The sequence below is a fragment of the Streptomyces sp. CCM_MD2014 genome, from assembly GCF_000772045.1.
Lineage (GTDB): Bacteria > Actinomycetota > Actinomycetes > Streptomycetales > Streptomycetaceae > Streptomyces > Streptomyces salinarius.
Genome location: NZ_CP009754.1, coordinates 1347718 through 1366146, shown reverse-complemented (window position 1 = coordinate 1366146; position 18429 = coordinate 1347718). Strand labels below are relative to the sequence as shown.

Annotated in this window: 17 protein-coding genes; 12 read left to right on the top strand and 5 right to left on the bottom strand. The window is 74.0% G+C overall.

Annotation, left to right across the window (positions count from 1 at the left end):
* The first annotated feature begins 67 nt into the window (after positions 1-67).
* A complete protein-coding gene (locus NI25_RS05875; protein ID WP_061441434.1) occupies positions 68-1687 on the top strand; it encodes an ABC-F family ATP-binding cassette domain-containing protein in 1620 nt (539 codons plus the stop codon).
* A gap of 28 nt (positions 1688-1715) precedes the next feature.
* Here the strand turns inward: NI25_RS05875 and NI25_RS05870 are convergent, their stop codons facing one another.
* The gene (locus NI25_RS05870; RefSeq protein ID WP_061441433.1) at positions 1716-2837 is read right to left on the bottom strand and encodes a Vms1/Ankzf1 family peptidyl-tRNA hydrolase; all 1122 of its coding nucleotides are present in this window, start codon (positions 2835-2837) and stop codon (positions 1716-1718) included.
* A gap of 62 nt (positions 2838-2899) precedes the next feature.
* Here NI25_RS05870 and NI25_RS05865 point away from each other — a divergent pair, with 62 nt between their 5' ends.
* Entirely contained in the window at positions 2900-3178 is a 279-nt protein-coding gene (locus tag NI25_RS05865; RefSeq protein ID WP_061441432.1) for a DUF6158 family protein, read from the top strand.
* A gap of 65 nt (positions 3179-3243) precedes the next feature.
* On the opposite strand, the gene NI25_RS05860 is transcribed toward NI25_RS05865, so the two are convergent.
* Both NI25_RS05860 and NI25_RS05855 read right to left on the bottom strand, forming a co-directional pair.
* Positions 3244-3786: a type 1 glutamine amidotransferase domain-containing protein gene (locus NI25_RS05860; protein WP_061441431.1), complete on the bottom strand. Its 543-nt coding sequence runs from the start codon at positions 3784-3786 to the stop codon at positions 3244-3246.
* A 20-nt stretch (positions 3787-3806) separates the two neighbouring features.
* Positions 3807-4205, bottom strand: coding sequence for a DUF2795 domain-containing protein (locus tag NI25_RS05855; RefSeq protein WP_061441430.1), 399 nt, complete (start codon positions 4203-4205; stop codon positions 3807-3809).
* Positions 4206-4459: 254 nt separating this feature from the next.
* Here NI25_RS05855 and NI25_RS05850 point away from each other — a divergent pair, with 254 nt between their 5' ends.
* The 7 genes from NI25_RS05850 (at position 4460) to NI25_RS05820 (ending at position 12759) form a co-directional block, all read left to right on the top strand.
* Positions 4460-6850 carry an ATP-binding cassette domain-containing protein gene (locus NI25_RS05850; protein ID WP_061441429.1) on the top strand — a complete coding sequence of 797 codons (2391 nt, stop codon included), beginning with the start codon at positions 4460-4462 and terminating at the stop codon, positions 6848-6850.
* A gap of 67 nt (positions 6851-6917) precedes the next feature.
* Entirely contained in the window at positions 6918-7388 is a 471-nt protein-coding gene (locus tag NI25_RS05845; RefSeq protein WP_061441428.1) for a helix-turn-helix transcriptional regulator, read from the top strand.
* A 5-nt stretch (positions 7389-7393) separates the two neighbouring features.
* Positions 7394-7810, top strand: a complete 417-nt coding sequence (locus NI25_RS05840) for a VOC family protein (protein ID WP_061446765.1) — start codon at positions 7394-7396, stop codon at positions 7808-7810.
* Between the two features lie 290 nt (positions 7811-8100).
* Positions 8101-8907: an RNA polymerase sigma factor SigF gene (locus tag NI25_RS05835; RefSeq protein ID WP_061441427.1), complete on the top strand. Its 807-nt coding sequence runs from the start codon at positions 8101-8103 to the stop codon at positions 8905-8907.
* A gap of 139 nt (positions 8908-9046) precedes the next feature.
* The gene (locus NI25_RS05830) at positions 9047-10060 is read left to right on the top strand and encodes a hypothetical protein (protein WP_061441426.1); all 1014 of its coding nucleotides are present in this window, start codon (positions 9047-9049) and stop codon (positions 10058-10060) included.
* A gap of 165 nt (positions 10061-10225) precedes the next feature.
* Positions 10226-11701 (top strand): aminotransferase class I/II-fold pyridoxal phosphate-dependent enzyme, encoded by a 1476-nt coding sequence (locus tag NI25_RS05825; RefSeq protein ID WP_383519007.1) that lies wholly within the window; start codon positions 10226-10228, stop codon positions 11699-11701.
* On the top strand, positions 11698-12759 hold the full coding sequence (locus NI25_RS05820) for an MBL fold metallo-hydrolase (RefSeq protein WP_061441425.1): 1062 nt from the start codon (positions 11698-11700) through the stop codon (positions 12757-12759). The genes NI25_RS05825 and NI25_RS05820 overlap by 4 nt, the downstream gene beginning before the upstream one ends.
* A gap of 37 nt (positions 12760-12796) precedes the next feature.
* Here the strand turns inward: NI25_RS05820 and NI25_RS05815 are convergent, their stop codons facing one another.
* Positions 12797-13423 carry a DedA family protein gene (locus NI25_RS05815; RefSeq protein ID WP_061441424.1) on the bottom strand — a complete coding sequence of 209 codons (627 nt, stop codon included), beginning with the start codon at positions 13421-13423 and terminating at the stop codon, positions 12797-12799.
* Positions 13420-14193, bottom strand: a complete 774-nt coding sequence (locus NI25_RS05810) for an MBL fold metallo-hydrolase (RefSeq protein ID WP_061441423.1) — start codon at positions 14191-14193, stop codon at positions 13420-13422. The genes NI25_RS05815 and NI25_RS05810 overlap by 4 nt, the downstream gene beginning before the upstream one ends.
* 94 nt (positions 14194-14287) lie before the next feature.
* Here NI25_RS05810 and NI25_RS05805 point away from each other — a divergent pair, with 94 nt between their 5' ends.
* From NI25_RS05805 to NI25_RS05795, 3 genes are all read left to right on the top strand, one after another.
* Positions 14288-14689, top strand: a complete 402-nt coding sequence (locus NI25_RS05805; protein WP_061441422.1) for a hypothetical protein — start codon at positions 14288-14290, stop codon at positions 14687-14689.
* A 116-nt stretch (positions 14690-14805) separates the two neighbouring features.
* The gene (locus NI25_RS05800; protein WP_228955070.1) at positions 14806-16947 is read left to right on the top strand and encodes a phage holin family protein; all 2142 of its coding nucleotides are present in this window, start codon (positions 14806-14808) and stop codon (positions 16945-16947) included.
* Positions 16948-17024: 77 nt separating this feature from the next.
* Positions 17025-18425 (top strand): amino acid permease, encoded by a 1401-nt coding sequence (locus NI25_RS05795; RefSeq protein WP_061441420.1) that lies wholly within the window; start codon positions 17025-17027, stop codon positions 18423-18425.
* Positions 18426-18429: the final 4 nt, after the last annotated feature.

The following is an 18429-nucleotide window of genomic DNA, read 5'->3' as shown; positions in this document are numbered from 1 at the left end:
CGCGTCCCGGTCCCGCCGCCGAAAACGGTTTGCCCGGAGCCCGGCCGGAGCCGCAGAATCCGGTCCCATGGGTCATCTCGAAGCCGCGCACCTGGAGTACTACCTCCCCGACGGGAGGGCACTGCTCGGCGATGTCTCCTTCCGGGTGGGGGAGGGGGCCGTCGTGGCCCTCGTCGGACCCAACGGCGCGGGCAAGACCACCCTGCTGCGGCTGCTGGCCGGCGAGCTGAAGCCGCACGGCGGCTCCGTCACCGTCACCGGCGGCCTCGGCGTCATGCGCCAGTTCGTCGGTTCCGTACGGGACGAGACGACCGTGCGCGACCTGCTGGTGTCCGTGGCGCAGCCCCGGATCCGCGAGGCCGCCCGTGCCGTCGACGCCGCCGAGCACGCGATCATGACGGTCGACGACGAGGCCGCCCAGATGCGCTACGCGCAGGCGCTCGCCGACTGGGCCGAGGCCCAGGGCTACGAGGCCGAGACACTGTGGGACATCTGCACCACGGCCGCGCTCGGGGTGCCGTACGAGAAGGCCCAGTGGCGGCAGGTGAGCACCCTGTCCGGCGGCGAACAGAAGCGGCTGGTGCTGGAGGCCCTGCTGCGCGGCACCGACGAGGTGCTCCTGCTCGACGAGCCGGACAACTATCTCGACGTGCCCGGCAAACGCTGGCTGGAGGAGCGGCTCGCCGAGACCCGCAAGACCGTGCTGTTCGTCTCCCACGACCGCGAACTGCTCGCCCGCGCCGCACAGAAGATCGTCTCCGTCGAGCCGGGACCCGCGGGTGCCGACGCCTGGGTGCACGGCGGCGGCTTCGCCACCTTCCACGAGGCCCGCCGGGAGCGCTTCGCGCGCTTCGAGGAACTGCGCCGCCGCTGGGACGAGAAGCACGCCCAGCTGAAGAAGCTCGTCCTGACGCTGCGTCAGGCGGCGGAGAACAGCCCGGACATGGCGTCCCGCTACCGCGCCGCCCAGACCCGGCTGCGCAAGTTCGAGGAGGCCGGCCCGCCGCCCGAGCCGCCGCGCGAACAGGACATCAGGATGCGCCTGAAGGGCGGCCGCACCGGTGTCCGCGCCGTCACCTGCGAGCAACTGGAACTGACCGGCCTGATGAAACCCTTCGACCTGGAGGTGTTCTACGGCGAACGGGTCGCGGTCCTCGGCTCCAACGGCTCCGGCAAGTCGCACTTCCTGCGGCTGCTGGCCGGCGACGCCGTGGCGCACACCGGGAACTGGAAGCTCGGTGCGCGCGTGCTGCCGGGACACTTCGCGCAGACCCACGCCCACCCCGAGCTGCTGGGCCGCACCCTCCTGGACATCTTGTGGACCGAGCACTCCCAGGACCGGGGCGCCGCCATGTCCCGGCTGCGGCGCTACGAACTGACCCAGCAGGCCGAGCAGTCCTTCGACCGGCTCTCCGGCGGCCAGCAGGCCCGCTTCCAGATCCTGCTGCTCGAACTCCAGGGCGTCACCGCGCTGCTCCTCGACGAACCCACCGACAACCTCGATCTGGAATCGGCCGAAGCCCTCCAGGAAGGCCTGGAGGGCTTCGAGGGCACGGTCCTCGCGGTCACCCACGACCGCTGGTTCGCCCGCTCCTTCGACCGCTACCTGGTCTTCGGCAGCGACGGACGCGTGCGCGAGACGCCGGAGCCGGTCTGGGACGAACGGCGGGTCGAGCGGGCGCGCTGAGCCACCCCGGCCGGGTGCCGGATCGAGGTCACCTCCAGCGCAGCAGCGCCCCCAGGCCGCCCACCGGAGCCTTCTCCGCGGTCTCCGGCGGCAGCACCGGCGTCACCGAGATCGCCGGGGCACCGGTCATCACCGCGGAGCGCAGCAGGGCGTCGTCCGCCCGGGCCGACCAGGAGTTCTGCTCGCCGAGCGTCTTGAGCTCGGTACGGCGCACGGCCACCTGGTCGGCGTCCTCGCCGATCCACACCTCCCGGTGCGTGTCGGGGGCGTCCGGGATGACCAGCAGCTCGTCGATGCGGTGCTCCCGGGCGGCCTCGACCAGCGCGGGCACGCCCTCCGCCGCGCCGGACCGGCCCTCGTCGTCCCGCGACCTCGCGGCCAGGAACCGGTCCAGGTCCTCTCGGGCGCGGCTGCGGACGTGGTCCTCGCGCAGGCCCTCCACCTCGTCGTCCAGCAGCCTGCTGCCGGCGCCGCGCGAGGCCTCGGCGACGCGCTCCTGCAGGCGGCCCGGCAGCCGCTCGTGCACGGAACGCCGCTCCCGGTCGTCGCCCACCAGGATCAGCAGGTCGGCACCCGTCTCCTCCTGGCACACGGCGAGCGCGTCCGCGATCTCCGCCGCGTTGTGCTCCCAGGTGTTCTCCACCCGGAGCTGGAAGTGGCGCTCCGACCAGTCCACGCTGCTCGTGCGGTGCACCGGCCACTGCCGTCCGGTCACGCCGCCCGCGTTCGAGCTGCCCAGCGCACTGCGCAGCTCGAAGTCGGCGCCCTTGCGGTCGATGTACGCCACCACGCACACCGGGTCCTCGCCGGCCAGGTCGAGCAGCGGCGTCACGTGCGGCAGCGGGGCCCAGTCGGCGGTGGTGCCGCCGTACGGGGGCCGGGCCAGCGGCGGATCGAGGACCACCTGGCCGGCGCAGGCGAACAGGGCCCGCCCGTGCGGATCGGTGGCGTGCCGCAGCTCGTCCACCGCCTCCCGCACCGCCCGGCAGGTGGCCTCGTCGGCGCCCTGCTCCGCCAGCTCCCGGGCGACCGCGGCGGCCGTCAGCTCGCGCTCGTGGGCGGTGTCCTCCGCGTTCCGGGAGAGATCGACGTAGACGGAGGCCCAGGGTCCCTGGTGTTCGTAGAGGGGGTGGAGAAACGCGAGGTCCATGTGGCTGCCCTCCCGGGTGCCGCTCGGGGGTGGTAGTGCTCCGGGGCGGGTACCCGGGACGCATGAACGAACACGACACGCGGGACGACACCATGACCGGAGTGGACCCGGGCCGCCTGGACGACCAGCAGCTGATGAAAGAGCTGGAGACCATCCACCGCACGCGCCACGACACCCTCCTGTACGGGTCGAACGACGCGCTGCGGGCCCACAACGACCGAATGGCCAGGCTCGAGGGCGAATGGCTGCGCCGCAACCCCCGGCGCCCGGTGGCCGCGGGCCGCACCCGCGAGGGCGCCCGGGAGCGCGGCTGCGGCCAGACCGCCGCGCCCGGTGGCTGAGCACGACGGCGGGCCACCGCGATCCCTCGCCGGTGGCCCGCCGTCCGTGATCTTGTCCGCCCGCCTCAGCCGGCCGCCTTGGCGAACTCCGCGAGGTAGGTCTCGCAGAAGGCCGCGAGGTCGTCCGGCTTGCGGCTGGTGATCAGGGTGTTGCTGCCCCCGTCGCAGACCTTGACCTGTTCGTCGACCCAGGTGGCGCCCGCGTTGCGCAGATCGGTCCGCAGACTGGGCCACGAGGTCATGGTGCGGCCGCGCACGACGTCCGCCTCGACGAGCGTCCACGGCGCGTGGCAGATGGCGGCCACCGGGCGGCCCTGCGTGAAGAAGTCCTTGACGAAGGCCACGGCCTTCTCGTCCGTCCGCAGGAAGTCCGGGTTGGCCACCCCGCCGGGCAGCACCAGGCCGCCGAAGGAGTCGGCGGACGTGTCGCCCACCACCTCGTCGACCGGGAAGGTGTCCGCCTTGTCGAGATGGTTGAAGCCCTGGATCTCTCCGGACTGCGTGGAGACCAGCACGGGGTCGTGCCCCGCGTCCTTCGCCGCCTTCCACGGCTCGGTCAGTTCGACCTGCTCCACGCCCTCGGGCGCGGTGAGAAATGCGATGCGCATGGAGTTCGGACTCCCTTCCTTCAGGTACCGGACGGACCGGACCGGCCGCTCTCGGTGAGGGCCACCGCCAGTTCCTGGACGTTGTCGTAGCGCGCCTTGTGCGGCAGCCGGTCCAGCCCTTCGACGAGGGCGTCCGGCGCGTTGCCGCGGCGCAGCGCGCGGGTCAGTTCCCGCGGTCCCGCGGGGAAGCTGCCCCGGGTCAGGTTCCGGGCCAGCTCCAGCCGCAGCGCCTCCAGGTACGTCGGTCCGCGGCCCGGTGTCACGGGTCCGTACACGACGTCCGGATCGTCCTCGGCGGCCGGCTCCGGGTCGTTCCACTCCTCGCTGCGGGTGGGGTGCCCGGACCTGAGCAGACCCTGCAGTTCGTGCTTCATCTCGTCGTCGCGGTGGACGCTCATCCGGTCGCTGCCTCGCTGCATGTCTCCCTCCACATCCTCAGGGGGTGCGGACCGCGTACCCGGACACCGCGGGCCGACACGGATTCACCCGGACGGGTCCATTCCGATTTCCTCCGGGCCGGTGCGCGGGTCATCCGAGCGGATCGGCGGACGAGAAGCGGATCAGTGACCGAGTCAGTAATCGAGAAGCGCGGGCCGTCGTCGCCCCTCTAGCGTGTGACCACCGAGGCACTGAGGGCGTCACCCTCACCGAGCCCCCGACAGATGGAGACACGATGAGCAGCGCCAAGAGGCCGGGCCCGCAGGGGCCCGGATCGCACGTCGCCGACAGCCACGACCTGATCCGTGTGCACGGCGCCCGCGAGAACAACCTCAAGGACGTCAGCGTCGACCTTCCCAAGCGCCGGCTGACCGTGTTCACCGGAGTCTCCGGCTCGGGCAAGAGCTCACTGGTCTTCAACACCATCGCCGCCGAGTCGCAGCGGCTGATCAACGAGACCTACAGCGCGTTCGTCCAGGGCTTCATGCCCACCCTCGCGCGGCCCGAGGTGGACGTCCTGGACGGCCTCACCACCGCGATCATCGTCGACCAGCAGCGGATGGGCGCCGACCCGCGCTCCACCGTCGGCACCGCCACCGACGTCAACGCGATGCTGCGCATCCTCTTCAGCCGCCTCGGCGAGCCGCACATCGGCCCGCCCAGCGCCTACTCCTTCAACACCGCCTCGGTCCGGGCCAGCGGCGCGATCACCGTCGAGCGCGGCAACAAGAAGGCGGTGAAGGCGACCTTCCAGCGCACCGGCGGCATGTGCACGCACTGCGAGGGCCGCGGCACCGTCTCCGACATCGACCTGACCCAGCTCTACGACGACTCCAAGTCGCTCGCCGAGGGCGCCTTCACCATCCCCGGCTGGAAGTCGGACAGCCAGTGGACCGTGCAGGTGTACGCCCAGTCCGGCTTCGTCGACCCGGACAAGCCGATCCGCGAGTACACCGACAAGGAACTGCGGGACTTCCTGTACGGCGAGCCGGTCAAGGTGAAGGTCAACGGCGTCAACCTCACCTACGAAGGGCTCATCCCGAAGATCCAGAAGTCGTTCCTGTCCAAGGACAAGGAGGCGATGCAGCCGCACATCAGGGCCTTCGTGGAACGGGCCGTCACCTTCACCACCTGCCCCGAGTGCGAGGGCACCCGGCTCAGCGAGGGCGCCCGCTCGTCGAAGATCGGGAAGATCTCCATCGCCGACGCCTGCGCGATGGAGATCCGGGACCTGGCCGAGTGGGTCCGCGAGCTCGACGAGCCGTCGGTCGCCCCGCTGCTCACCGCACTGCGGGACACCCTCGACTCCTTCACGGAGATCGGCCTCGGCTACCTCTCCCTCGACCGGCCGGCGGGCACCCTGTCCGGCGGCGAGGCACAGCGCGTCAAGATGATCCGCCACCTCGGCTCCTCCCTCACCGACACCACGTACGTCTTCGACGAGCCCACCGTCGGACTGCACCCGCACGACATCCAGCGGATGAACGACCTGCTGCTGCGCCTGCGCGACAAGGGCAACACCGTTCTCGTCGTGGAGCACAAGCCGGAGGCCATCGCGATCGCCGACCACGTCGTCGACCTCGGCCCCGGCGCCGGCACCGCGGGCGGCACCGTCTGCTTCGAGGGCACCGTGGAGGAACTGCGCGGCGCCGACACCGTCACCGGCCGCCACCTCGACGACCGGGCCACCCTCAAGGAGTCGGTCCGCAAGCCCACCGGGGCCCTGGAGATCCGCGGCGCGAACACGCACAACCTCCAGGACGTCGACGTCGACGTCCCGCTCGGCGTGCTCTGCGTGGTCACCGGCGTGGCGGGCTCCGGCAAGAGCTCCCTGATCCACGGCTCGGTCCCGCCCGGCGCCGACGTCGTATCGGTCGACCAGAGCCCCATCAAGGGCTCGCGGCGCAGCAACCCCGCGACCTACACCGGGCTGCTCGATCCCATCCGCAAGGCCTTCGCCAAGGCCAACGGAGTGAAGCCCGCCCTCTTCAGCGCCAACTCCGAGGGCGCCTGCCCCGCCTGCAACGGCGCCGGCGTCGTCTACACCGACCTGGCGATGATGGCCGGCGTCGCCGCGCCCTGCGAGGACTGCGAGGGCAAGCGGTTCCAGCCCTCGGTGCTGGAGTACCGGTTCGGCGGCCGGGACATCAGCGAGGTGCTCTCGATGTCCGTCGACCAGGCCGAGGAGTTCTTCGGCGCGGGGGAGGCGCGCACCCCGGCCGCGCACAAGATCCTCCAGCGGCTCTCCGACGTGGGCCTCGGCTACCTCACCCTCGGCCAGCCGCTCACCACCCTCTCCGGCGGCGAGCGGCAGCGGCTCAAGCTGGCCACGCACATGGGCGAGAAGGGCGGCGTGTACGTCCTCGACGAGCCCACCACCGGACTGCACCTCGCCGACGTGGAGCAGCTGCTCGGCCTGCTCGACCGCCTCGTCGACGCCGGCAAGTCGGTCATCGTCATCGAGCACCACCAGGCCGTCATGGCGCACGCCGACTGGATCATCGACCTCGGCCCGGGCGCCGGACACGACGGCGGCCGGATCGTCTTCGAGGGCACCCCCGCCGACCTGGTCGCCGACCGCTCCACCCTCACCGGCCAGCACCTCGCCGCCTACGTCGGCGCCTGACGCGGGCAGCGGCCCACGGCGCCAAAAACGCTACCGGCGGTGCCCGGTGCCGTGGGATCGTGGCCGGGTGACGACGCTTGAGGACCTGGCCCGGCTGCGCAGGGCCCGCGACCTGATGGACCGCGAGTACGCCGAACCGCTCGACGTGCCGGCGCTCGCCCGCGTGGCCCTCATGTCGGCGGGCCACTTCTCCCGCAGCTTCCGTGCCGCCTACGGGGAGACGCCGTACAGCTACCTGATGACGCGCCGCATCGAGCGCGCCATGGCGCTGCTCAGGCGCGGCGACATGAGCGTCACCGAGGTCTGCTTCGCGGTCGGCTGTACCTCGCTCGGGTCGTTCAGCACCCGCTTCACCGAACTGGTCGGCGAGAGCCCGAGCGCCTACCGGGAGCGCGACCACTCCGACGGCGCCGCCGTCCCGGCCTGCGTCGCCAAGGTCTACACCCGGCCGGTGCGGGGCGGCCAGGGGGTGTCGTTGGGGTCAGGCCGGTCCGTCAGGAACGGAGAAGCGACGCCCGCGCCACCGCCCGTAGCGTGACGCGCATGGACATCAACCTCTCGCAGTGCTTCATAGCCGTCGACGACCACGACAAGGCGCTCGCCTTCTACCGGGACGTGCTCGGCATGGAAGTCCGGGGCGACGTCGGTTTCGAAGGGATGCGCTGGGTGACCGTCGGCTCCCCGGCCCAGCCCGACGTGGACATCGTCCTCGAACCCCCGCTCGCGGACCCCAACGCGTCGGCCGCCGACAAGGCAGCCATGGCCGAACTCCTGGCCAAGGGCCACCTGCGCGGCGTCATCCTCACCACCGACGACGTCGACGCCACCTTCGAGCACATCCGTGCCGCGGGCGCCGAAGTCCTCCAGGAGCCGGTCGACCAGCCCTACGGCGTCCGCGACTGCGCCTTCCGCGACCCGGCCGGCAACATGCTGCGCTTCAAACAGGCGCGCAAGGGCTGAGAATCCGGGTGTTTGCCGTGGGAGTCAGGGGGCAGGCGCAAGGTCAGTGCTTCGGACAGGAGGCACGTCCGTGGGAGCGGCGCGACGCCGCCGCGGATGCGTCCGAGCGGAGCCGGATGTCCTCCCACGGTGACCGCCCGACCCCAGGGCCGCGTCGTCGTACCGGTGCCGTCCGCGTCACGCGCCGGAGGCCGTCCGCATGACGGTCGCCTCCCTCGCGGGCCGCACCGACCGGACCCTCGTCCGGCGCGACGGCGGGACCCCGCGCTCCGAGGGAGTTGCGACACACCATGCCGATCCACGCCAGTGTGAAGCACCCGCACGACGACGCCCCCGACACCGCCGACGCCTTCCGCAGGCTCGCCACCCTTCCCGACGGTCCCGAGCGTGACGCGGTCCGCGACCGGATCGTCGAGGCATGGCTGCCCATGGCCGAACGGCTGGCAGGACGGTTCCGCAGCCGCGGCGAGAGCTACGAGGATCTGCGCCAGGTCGCGGCCCTCGGCCTCGTCAAGGCCGTCGACCGGTACGACCCCGAGCTCGGCAACGCCTTCGAGAGCTACGCCGTGCCGACCATCACCGGCGAGATCAAGCGCCACTTCCGCGACCACATGTGGACCCTGCACGTACCCCGCCGGGTCCAGGAACTGCGCAACCGGGTGCGCTTCGCCCGCCAGGACCTGTCCCAGACCATCTCCGGCCGCGGGCCCACCGTCACCGAGATCGCCGAGCGCGCCGACCTCAGCGAGGAGGACGTCCGCACCGGCCTCGAGGCGCTGGAGAGCTTCACGGCCCTGTCCCTGGACGCCGAACTGCCCGGCAGCGAGGACGGCTACTCGCTGGGCGACGCGCTCGGCGCCCCCGACCCGGCGCTCGACACGGTCGTCGACCGCGAGGCCGTCAAGGACCGGCTGGCCGCGCTGCCCCCGCGCGAGCGGGCCATCCTCTACATGCGCTTCTTCGACGACATGACCCAGAGCCGCATCGCCGAACAGCTCGGCATCTCCCAGATGCACGTCTCCCGCCTGATCACCCGCTGCTGCGACCGGGTGCGCGAGCAGGTCCTGCGGGAACCGGGACCCGAGAAGGGGGCGTGAAACCTCGGGCTCACCCGCCCGGACCCTCCGTTCGCGCGAACGGCGCACGGTGACGGGCGGCCCCGGGCCGGTCGGGCTGTGATGGCCGAGGGGCGCGAGTGCAGTGCCCCGCAAGCCGTCGCTCGAAGGAGCCCGTCCCATGCACCGCACCGCCCGCGCCCTGTCCGTCGCCGTCCTGGCCAGTGCCGCCCTCGGCGTCTGCGCGGGGACCGGCGCGGCCGACCCGGGCGTCCCACCGCCTCCCGCCGACGCCGGGGAACCCGTGGCCCCGCCGTCCGCCGGCGACTCGGACGCCGTTCCCCCTCCGACCGCCGAGGAGCCCGTCCCGCCGCCCCCCGGACAGGCCGCCGCGCGGGTCAGTCCGGCGGCCGCCGCGCCGGGGGACACCGTCACCGTCTCGGTCTCGTGCGGTCCGACCGGCGGGTCCGCGCCCGCGACTCTCGACGCCACCTCGGCGGCCTTCGAGGAGGGCACCGTGGCGCTGCGCAAGGTGGCGGACGACGGGGGGACGGCGTCCGGGCCGACCTACCGCGGCACCGCGCGCATAGCCGCCGCCGAGGACGTCACGGCCGAGCGCGCCGAAACGGGCTCGGGGAACCCGGAGGCGGCCGCGGTACCGGAGGGCGCCGCCGGCAGCGGGGACGCGGCGGATACCGGGGACGCGGTGGATCCCGAGGCCGCGGTGGATCCCGGGGACGCGGCGGAGGCCGAAGGCTGGTCGGAGACGGAGGACCCGGCCGGGGTCGCCGACGAATGGAGCGTCGACGGCGCCTGCCCGGACGCCTCGGGCGGCGAGGACGGCGCTCCCTGGAGCGCGACGATGAGCGTGCCGGAAGAGGGCGGCGCCGCTGCCACCAAGCCGGCGTGCCAGGACTCCGCCGCTCCCCGCGCGGGGACCTCCACGCACGGCACGCCCTGCGCCCCCACCAAGCCGGCATGCCCCGAACCCGCGGCCCCGCGCGGTGAGTCCGCGACCCAGGGCACGCCCTGCGGCGGCGCGTCGGCGGAGCACGGGGTGCGGGCGGGTGCCGGCGGCACCTTCGGCGACTCGGTCCCCGCCCTGGTCGCCGGGGGCGTCCTGATCGCGGGCGCGGCCGGTGCGGCGGCACACCGGCTGCGGCTGCGCCTGCGCGGGGAGGCCGGCCGGAGCTGACCCGGCCCACCTGTGACACGCGCAACCGCGAGCCGGAGCCATGGCGGGGCGGCACGCGGGGTACGGGGACCAACGAGCGCGAGCGGGCAACGGGCACGACGCGAACAGGCCCGACGGAGACTGGTCACGGCACGAACACACGGCACGGACCGCGCGGAGGTACGCATGCGGCGCACGGACCCCGAAGGCTCGGGCACGGGTACGAACGCCCCGGCCACGGTGCCCGGCGACCCCAACACGCGTTCCGGCGGCCCGGCCGTTCAGCAGGGTGGCCCGGCGCTTCGGGACGGTGTCGGGGCAGGGGCTTCCGGTGGGGCGGCCGGCGGACACGGTGCGTCGGGCACCGGGGCCGCGGGGCACGCTTCCGCGGGCCGCTCCGGCAACCCTCCCGGCGTGAGCCGACCCGGCGCCGCGGGGCACGGGCCCGTTCGTTACGGGCCGCACTTTCCCGGTGACGGGCTGCCGGTGCTGTCCGAGCTGGCCGCCGTGCTCGCCGCCGCCGCGGGCCGCCCGCACGGCGAACCGGCCGGCGGCGCCCCCGCCCTCCTGGAGGCCGCGAGCGGTTACTGGGACCGGCGCGGTCTGACCACCGACCCGGGCCACCTCGCCGCCGCCCCCGGCGCGGGCGCCCTGCTGCTGGCGCTGACCGCGGCGCTGGGCGGCGACGTCATGGTGCCCCGTCCCTGCGCCGCCTGGTGGGCACCGTACGCACGCCTGCTGGGCCGGCCCGTCTTCCACGTACCGACGTCGGCCGAGTCCGGCGGCGTGCCCGACCCGTACGCCCTCCTGGAGACCGTCCGCCGCGTCCGCGCCGAGGGCGGCGATCCCCGCCTGCTCGTGCTGTCCGTCGCGGACGACCCCACCGGCACCGTCGCCCCGCCCGAGCTGCTGCACGAGACGGTCGAGGCCGCCGCCGGCGAGGGACTGCACCTGGTCAGCGACGAGACCTGGCGCGACACCCTGCACGACCCGCACGCCACCGTCGTCCTCAGCCCCGCCGAGATGCTGCCCGACCGGGTCACCGTCCTCACCGACCTGGCCGGCGCGCTGCTCCCGCCCGCCTGGCCGGCCGCCGTCGCCCGCTTCCCCGCGTCCGCCGCCGGGAACGGCCTGCACGCGCGCGTGCTCGACGTGCTCACCGCGCTCGGCGCCCGCGTCGCGGCCCCCGTCGCCGCCGCGGCCGGGTACGCGCTCGGCGAACCCGAGCCGGTCACCACCCGCCGGGCGGCCGCAGTGCGCCTGCACGCGCGCGTGGCCGCCGCCGTGCACGCGGCCGTCGTCTCCGCCGGCGCCACCGCCCGGCCCCCGCAGGCCGGCCGCCACCTCTACGCCGACCTCGGCCCGCTGCGGGACGCGCTCGCCGCCGAGGGGGTCGGCGACGCCCAGGAGCTGGAGGACTTCCTCACCGCCCGGCTCGGCGTCCCCGCCCCCGGCGGCCACCGCTTCGGCGACGACCTGCCCGCCCTGCGCGTCCGGCTCGCCACCGGCCCCCTGCTCGACGGGGGCACCGACGAGCGGCGGGCGGAATGCCTCCAGTCCCCGGACCCGTTGGAAGTGCCACATGTGCAACGCGCGTTGACCGGTCTGAAGACGGTCTTCGACGGTCTCCGCGACGCTCAGCGATGGGAGCCCCCTCGATGACGCAGCAGCCCCGGTCGACCACCAGCACCCCCACGTCCGCCGAGAACACCCCCGCGTCGGCCGAGGAGACCGACGCGGTCCCCGCCCACCCGCCGCTCGCCGCACCCCGGCCGCAGGCCGAGCACCGGGTGTGGCCGCGGACCTTCCACGACCGGCTGACCGCACCGCTGCCCGGCCTGAAAGCCCTGGCCAGATTCGCCCGCGAGGGGGCGGTGAGACCCGGCCCCGCCGGACTCGCCGACGTCCCCCGGCTGCCCTACGCCCCCGGGCCGCTGCCGCGCGTGGACGCCCGCACCGTCGCCGTCACCTGGGCCGGACACGCCAGCTGGGTCGTGCGGATCGGCGGCCTCACCGTGCTCACCGACCCGGTCTGGTCCCGCCGTATCCTCGGCACCCCGGCCCGGATCACCCCCGTCGGCGTCCCCTGGAGCGCCCTGCCCCGCGTCGACGCCGTCGTCATCAGCCACAACCACTACGACCACCTGGACGCCCCCACCCTGCGCAGGCTCCCGCGCGACACCCCCGTGCTGGTGCCCGCCGGTCTCGGCCGCTGGTTCCACCGCCGCCGCTTCACCCGCGTCACCGAGCTGGACTGGTGGGAGGCGACCGAGCTGAACGGGGTCAGGTTCGACTTCGTCCCGGCCCACCACTGGTCCAAGCGCAGCCTCACGGACACCTGCCGCACCCTGTGGGGCGGCTGGGTGCTCACCGACCCCGACGGCCGGCGCGTCTACTTCGCCGGCGACACGGGATACGGCCACTGGTTCGGCCGCATCGGCCGCCGCTACCCCGGCATCGACCTGGCCCTGCTCCCCATCGGCGCCTACGACCCCCGCTGGTGGCTCAGCGACGTGCACTGCGACCCGGAGGAGGCGGTACGGGCCGCCCAGGACGTCGGCGCGCGCCACATGGCGCCGATGCACTGGGGCACGTTCGTGCTCTCCGCGGAACCGGTGATGGAGCCCCTCACCCGGGTCCGCGCCGCCTGGCAGCAGGCCGGCCTGCCCCGCGAACACCTGTGGGACCTGCCGGTCGGCGCCTCCCGGGTGCTGGAATAGCGCCCGCCCCGCCCCCGCCGGGCCACCTCCGCCCGGCCTACGCCTTCGCCGGCCCCCGGAGCCGCCGCCACAGCCCCGGCGCCACGCTGACCAGCACGGTCAGGGCGATCGCCGCGGCCACACCCTCCCACGGCTTGCTGAACAGGGCGCCGCTGAGGACGCCGATCAGCTGGTACGTCAGCGCCCAGGCCAGGCAGGCGGGCAGGTTGCCCCGCGCGAAGCGGCGCAGCGGCCACTTCGCCAGCAGGCAGGCCAGCATCACCGGAATCCGGCCGGCCGGCACCAGCCGGGAGAGCACCAGCACCGCCACGTCGTGCTCGGCCAGCTTCTCCTGCGCCTGCTCGAGGCGGTCCTCCGGCGCCCGGGACCGGATCGCCTCCAGCCAGCGCGAGCCGTTCTTCGAGCCCACCCCGCGCCGGCCCAGCCAGTACAGGGCCATGTCCCCGCAGAACGCGGCCAGCGACGCCGTCGCGAACACCATCAGCATGGCGAACGGCAGCGTCTGGTGCATCGCCACCACCGCCGCCGAACTGACCAGCGCGCCCGTCGGCACCACCGGCACCAGCGCCCCGATCAGCACCAGCAGGAACAGCGACGGGTAGCCGAGCGCCTGCTGCGTCGGCTCCGTCGGTATGTCCAGCGTCGCGGCCGCCAGCCAGCTCACCGCGCGACCTCCACCCGCACACTCTCGCCGTGCCCCAGCCGGTGCACCGCCACTCCCGGCGCGCGCAGCGCCGACAGGCGCACGAACTCCTGGCCCGGCGTGTGGAACTCGTGGGGGCGCACGGCGTCCATCCCGATCGGCCAGTACGTGCCGTAGTGCACCGGCACCGCCGTGCGCGGCGCCAGCCGGGCCAGCGCCTCGGCCGCCCGCCCGGCGTCCAGGTGCTCCGCGCCCAAGTACGGGCCCCAGCCGCCCACCGGCAGCAGCGCCGCGTCGACGGGCCCGACCTCCTTCTCCATGCCGTCGAACAGACCGGTGTCCCCGGCGAAGTACGTCCGCGCCTCGCCCTCGACGACATACCCGAGCGCGGGGGCGCGGTGCCGTCCGACCGGCAGCCGCCGCCCGTCGTGCCGCGCGGGCACCGCCCGTATGAGCAGGTCACCGACGGTTGTCTCGTCGCCCGGCGCCACCTCGGTCAGCTCCAGGTGCCCGAGCCGGCGCAGCCCCGGCACCGCCCGGCGTGCGCCCCGGGGCACGAGGAGGCGCGTGCCCGGCGCAAGCCGCGCGAGCGACGGCACGTGCAGGTGGTCGGCGTGCAGGTGGGACACGAGCGCCACGTCCGCACGCCAGGCCTCCGGCGGCGGCACCGCGCCCCGCCTGCGGCGCAGGTGGGCGAGCCGGCGTACGAACAAGGGATCGGTGAGCACGCGGATGTCCGAGTCCTCGACCGTGCAGGTGGCGTGACCCCACCACGTGAGCTCCACCGGCACCTCTTTGCCTCCTTCGCGCGACTCCCCGAAGCCTACGTCCAGGAGTAGGGTCGGCGGCGAAAACGGGAGGTGACGGGAGGTGAGGGGGGACACCATGGGGCCGGTGCGGGTGACGGCGATCGCGAGTCTGACGCCATTGGAACAGCTGGACGACGACCCCTTCCTGGTCGACTCCCGCAGCCAGCACGCCATGTGCGCCCGCTGGGCCGCCGAGCACGGCTACGTCGTCGCCCGGCAACTGCTGGTGCGCAGGCTGCGGCACGACCACGACGCCCTGTGGGAGGGGGTGCGCCCCGGGCAGGACCTGTTCGTGGCACCGAGCCGCCGGGTGCTGGAGAGCGCGCTGTCCTCCGTCGACGACTTCACCGCGGAGTGCGCGCGGCGCGGCGTCCGCGTCGAGACCGTCGGCCACGCCGAACCGTCGTACGACGCCCGGATGAAGGCGTGCGTGCACCGCAGACTGTCCATGCCGACGGCCGGGTACGACGGCCGCTGACCACCACCCCGGGGTGTGAACCGGACCCGGGGGGACAAACGGGCACTCCCGGGCGTTGTGGCAGGGTGGGGAAGGCCCGCACGGACGACGGGCCGGGGACGTGAGGTGTGCGGGAAGTGAGCGGAGGCCGCTGGCGCCGGGTCGCCAGCCAGATCGGGCGCAGTGTCGCGGTGTGGGCCGTGTCCACCCTCACCATGCTCGTGCTCGCCGGAATCCTGCCGGACTTCCGGCTCCAGTCGCCCGACGGCGACAGCGCGACCGACATCGCCATGACCGCCGCGGTCGGCGCCGGTGCCTTCGGTCTGCTCTCCGCCCTGGTCTGGCCGCTCATGGTCCGCCTGCTGCTCCTGGTGCCGGCCCTCGTCCTCGGCCTGCTGGTTTTCTTCCTGAACGGCGGGCTGCTGCTCCTCGCGATCGACGTCAACCCGGCCGGACGCGGCGGCGTCGCCCCCGAGACGGCGGTCGTGGTGGCCGCCGTCATGTCCGCCGTCGCCTCCGCCACCGGCGGCGCCCTGGCCGTGCGCGACGACGACGCCTACCGGCGCCGCCTCTACCGCCTCGCCGACCGTCGCCGCAGATCCGGGCCGCCCTGCCCGGCCGGACCCGGCACCGTCTTCCTGCAACTGGACGGCGTCGGCCACGACGTCCTGCTGGACGCCGTCGACCGCGGCGTCATGCCCACCGTCGCCCGCTGGCTCGGCCGCGACGGCACCTCCGCCACCCACCGGCTCGACCCCTGGCGCACCGACTGGTCCAGCCAGACCGGCGCCAGCCAGCTCGGCATCCTGCACGGCAGCAACCACGACGTCCCCGCGTTCCGCTGGTACGAGAAGGACACCGGCGAGGTCATGGTCAGCAACCGCCCGACCAGCGCCGCCGAACTCCAGTACCGCGCCGTCGAACGAACCGGCGACGGGGGACTGCTCAGCCTCGACGGCGCCAGCCGCGGCAATCTGTTCGGCGGCGGCGCCGACGAACAGGCCCTCGTGCTGTCCATAGCCACCCGCCGCCGCAGCCGCGAGACCCGATCCAGGTCCGGGTACTTCGCCTACTTCTCCGACCCGGCCAACGCGGTGCGCACCGCGATGTCCTTCGTCGCCGAGGTGTGCCGGGAGATCGGCCAGTCCACCCGCGCCCGCGTCCACAAGGTCCGCCCGCGCGTCTCCCGCGGCGGCCTCTACCCCTTCGTCCGCGCCTTCGCGACCGTCGTCGAGCGCGACGTCGTCGTCGCCGCGGTGATGGGCGACATGCTCGCCGGCCGCACCGCCGTCTACGCCGACCTGGTGGCCTACGACGAGGTCGCCCACCACTCCGGGCCGGCCAGCCGGGACGCCGCCAAGGTCCTCCAGCGGCTCGACCGGGCTCTCGCGCTGATCCAGAACGTCGCCGAGCACGCCCCGCGCCCGTACCGGATCGTGGTCCTGTCCGACCACGGCCAGAGCCCCGGCGAGACCTTCCGCGCCCGCTACGGCCTGACCCTCGCCGACCTGGTGCGGGCCGGCTGCGGACTGCCCGTGCCGCGCAGCGCCCGGCGCACCCGCAGCGGCGCCGAGGCGCGCAACACCGTACGGGCCGCCCTGCACCGCCCCGTCGAGGAGGGCGCCGAACAGCAGCGGCCCGCCGACACCCCCGCCGGACGCCGGTCCGAACCGATCGTGCTGGCCTCCGGCAACCTGGGCCTGGTCTCCTTCCCGGACGTCCCGCACCGGATGACCCGGGAGGAGATCGACGCCCGCCACCCCGCCCTGCTGCCCACCCTCGCCAACCACCCCGGCATCGGCTTCCTGCTGGTGCGCAGCGAGGAACACGGCGGCGTCGTGCTCGGCGCACACGGCGCGGAGGTGCCCCTGGACCGGCTCGACGAGGACCCGGGGCCGCTCGCCCCCTTCGGCCCCGGCGCCGCCGACGCCGTACGCCGCACCCACTCCTTCCCGCACACCGCGGACATCATGGTCAACTCCTTCCACGACCCGGCAGACGGCGAGGTCCTCGCCTTCGAGGAGCAGATCGGCTCCCACGGTGGGCTCGGCGGCGCCCAGTCGCACGCCTTCCTGCTCTCCCCGACGGTGCTGTCCGCGCCGGCCGGCCAGGGCGAGGAACTCGTCGGCGCCGAGCGGATCCACCGGGTGCTGCGCCACTGGCTGCGCGAGTCGAACGGCCCCCAGGTGCCGGTGCAGGCGGAGAATCCACGGCCGAACGTCGTCGAAGGAGCACCTTTTCCCGTCGCGGACGGGCTCGTACAGGACAAAAGCGCCTGATTTGGAACGAGGCAGGGCCGTGCCCGACCATGGGCCGGTCCGGCGATCCCGGACCCGTTCCATGAGAGGCACCACCCATGCACGTCACCGGGACCGTCCCCCCACCGGCTCCGGAACCGCGGGAGATCCCCGCGGCCCCCGTATCCGAGAGCACCCGGCACGCCCGACGCTTCGGGCTCCCCGTCGCCACCGCCCTGGTCATGGGCAACGTCATCGGCGGCGGCATCTTCCTGCTCCCGGCCTCCGTCGCCCCGTTCGGCACCATCAGCCTGCTCGCCTTCGGCGTCCTGACCGTCGGGGCCATCGCGCTCGCTCTGGTCTTCGGCCGTCTCGCCGCCCGCGACCCGCGCACCGGCGGCCCCTACGTCTACGCCCGCGGCGCCTTCGGCGACTTCGCCGGATTCCTCGCCGCCTGGACCTACTGGATCACCACCTGGGTGTCCAACGCGGCGCTCGCCGTCGCCGCCGTCGGCTACCTCGACGTCCTGATCCCGGTGAACGACCACCGCTGGTCCGCGTGCCTGGCCGCCCTCGTCATCCAGTGGCTGCCCGCGCTCGCCAACTTCGCCGGCACCCGCTACGTCGGCGCCGTCCAGCTCGTCTCCACCGTGCTGAAGTTCGCGCCGCTGCTGCTCGTCGCGGTCGGCGGGCTGTTCTTCTTCGACCCGGACAACCTCGGCCCGTTCAACGCGAGCGGTTCCAGCGGCATTGGCGCCGTCTCCGCCGCCGCCGCGATCCTGCTCTTCTCCTACCTGGGCGTGGAGTCCGCCGCCGTCAGCGCCGGCGAGGTCAGGGACCCGCGCCGCACCGTCGGCCGGGCCACCGTCATCGGCACCGCGGGCGCCGCCCTCGTCTACCTCCTCGGCACCCTCTCCGTCTTCGGCACCGTCGCCCACGACCGCCTGGTCACCTCCTCGGCCCCCTTCTCGGACGCCGTGAACGCCATGTTCGGCGGCGCCTGGGGCGGCTGGGCCGTCGCGCTGGCCGCCCTGGTCTCGATGACCGGCTGCCTCAACGGCTGGACCCTGCTCAGCGCCCAGACCCCGTACGCGGCGGCCAAGGACGGCCTCTTCCCGGCCGCCTTCGCCCGCAAGCGGCGCGGGGTGCCCACCGTCGGAGTCGGCGTCACCGTGGTCCTCGCCTCGCTGCTCACCGTCTACAACTACACGTCCGGCTCGGCGAAGGTCTTCGAGGTCCTCGTCCTCGTCACCACCTTCACCGCCACCGTGCCGTACCTCCTGGCCACGGCCGCCCAGCTCTTCCACCTGGTCTCCGGGCAGGGCGAGAAGGTCGACCGGGCGCGCCTGGTGAGGGACGGCGTGATCGCGTCGGCCGCGGCGGCGTTCTCGCTGTGGCTGGTCGCGGGCGCGGGCTACGCGGCGGTCTACCAAGGTGTGCTGTTCCTGTTCGCGGGCGTGCTCGTGTACGCGGTGATGGCGGCCCGCAGGCGGCGCGCCGAGGAGCCCACCGCCCCGTAATTGG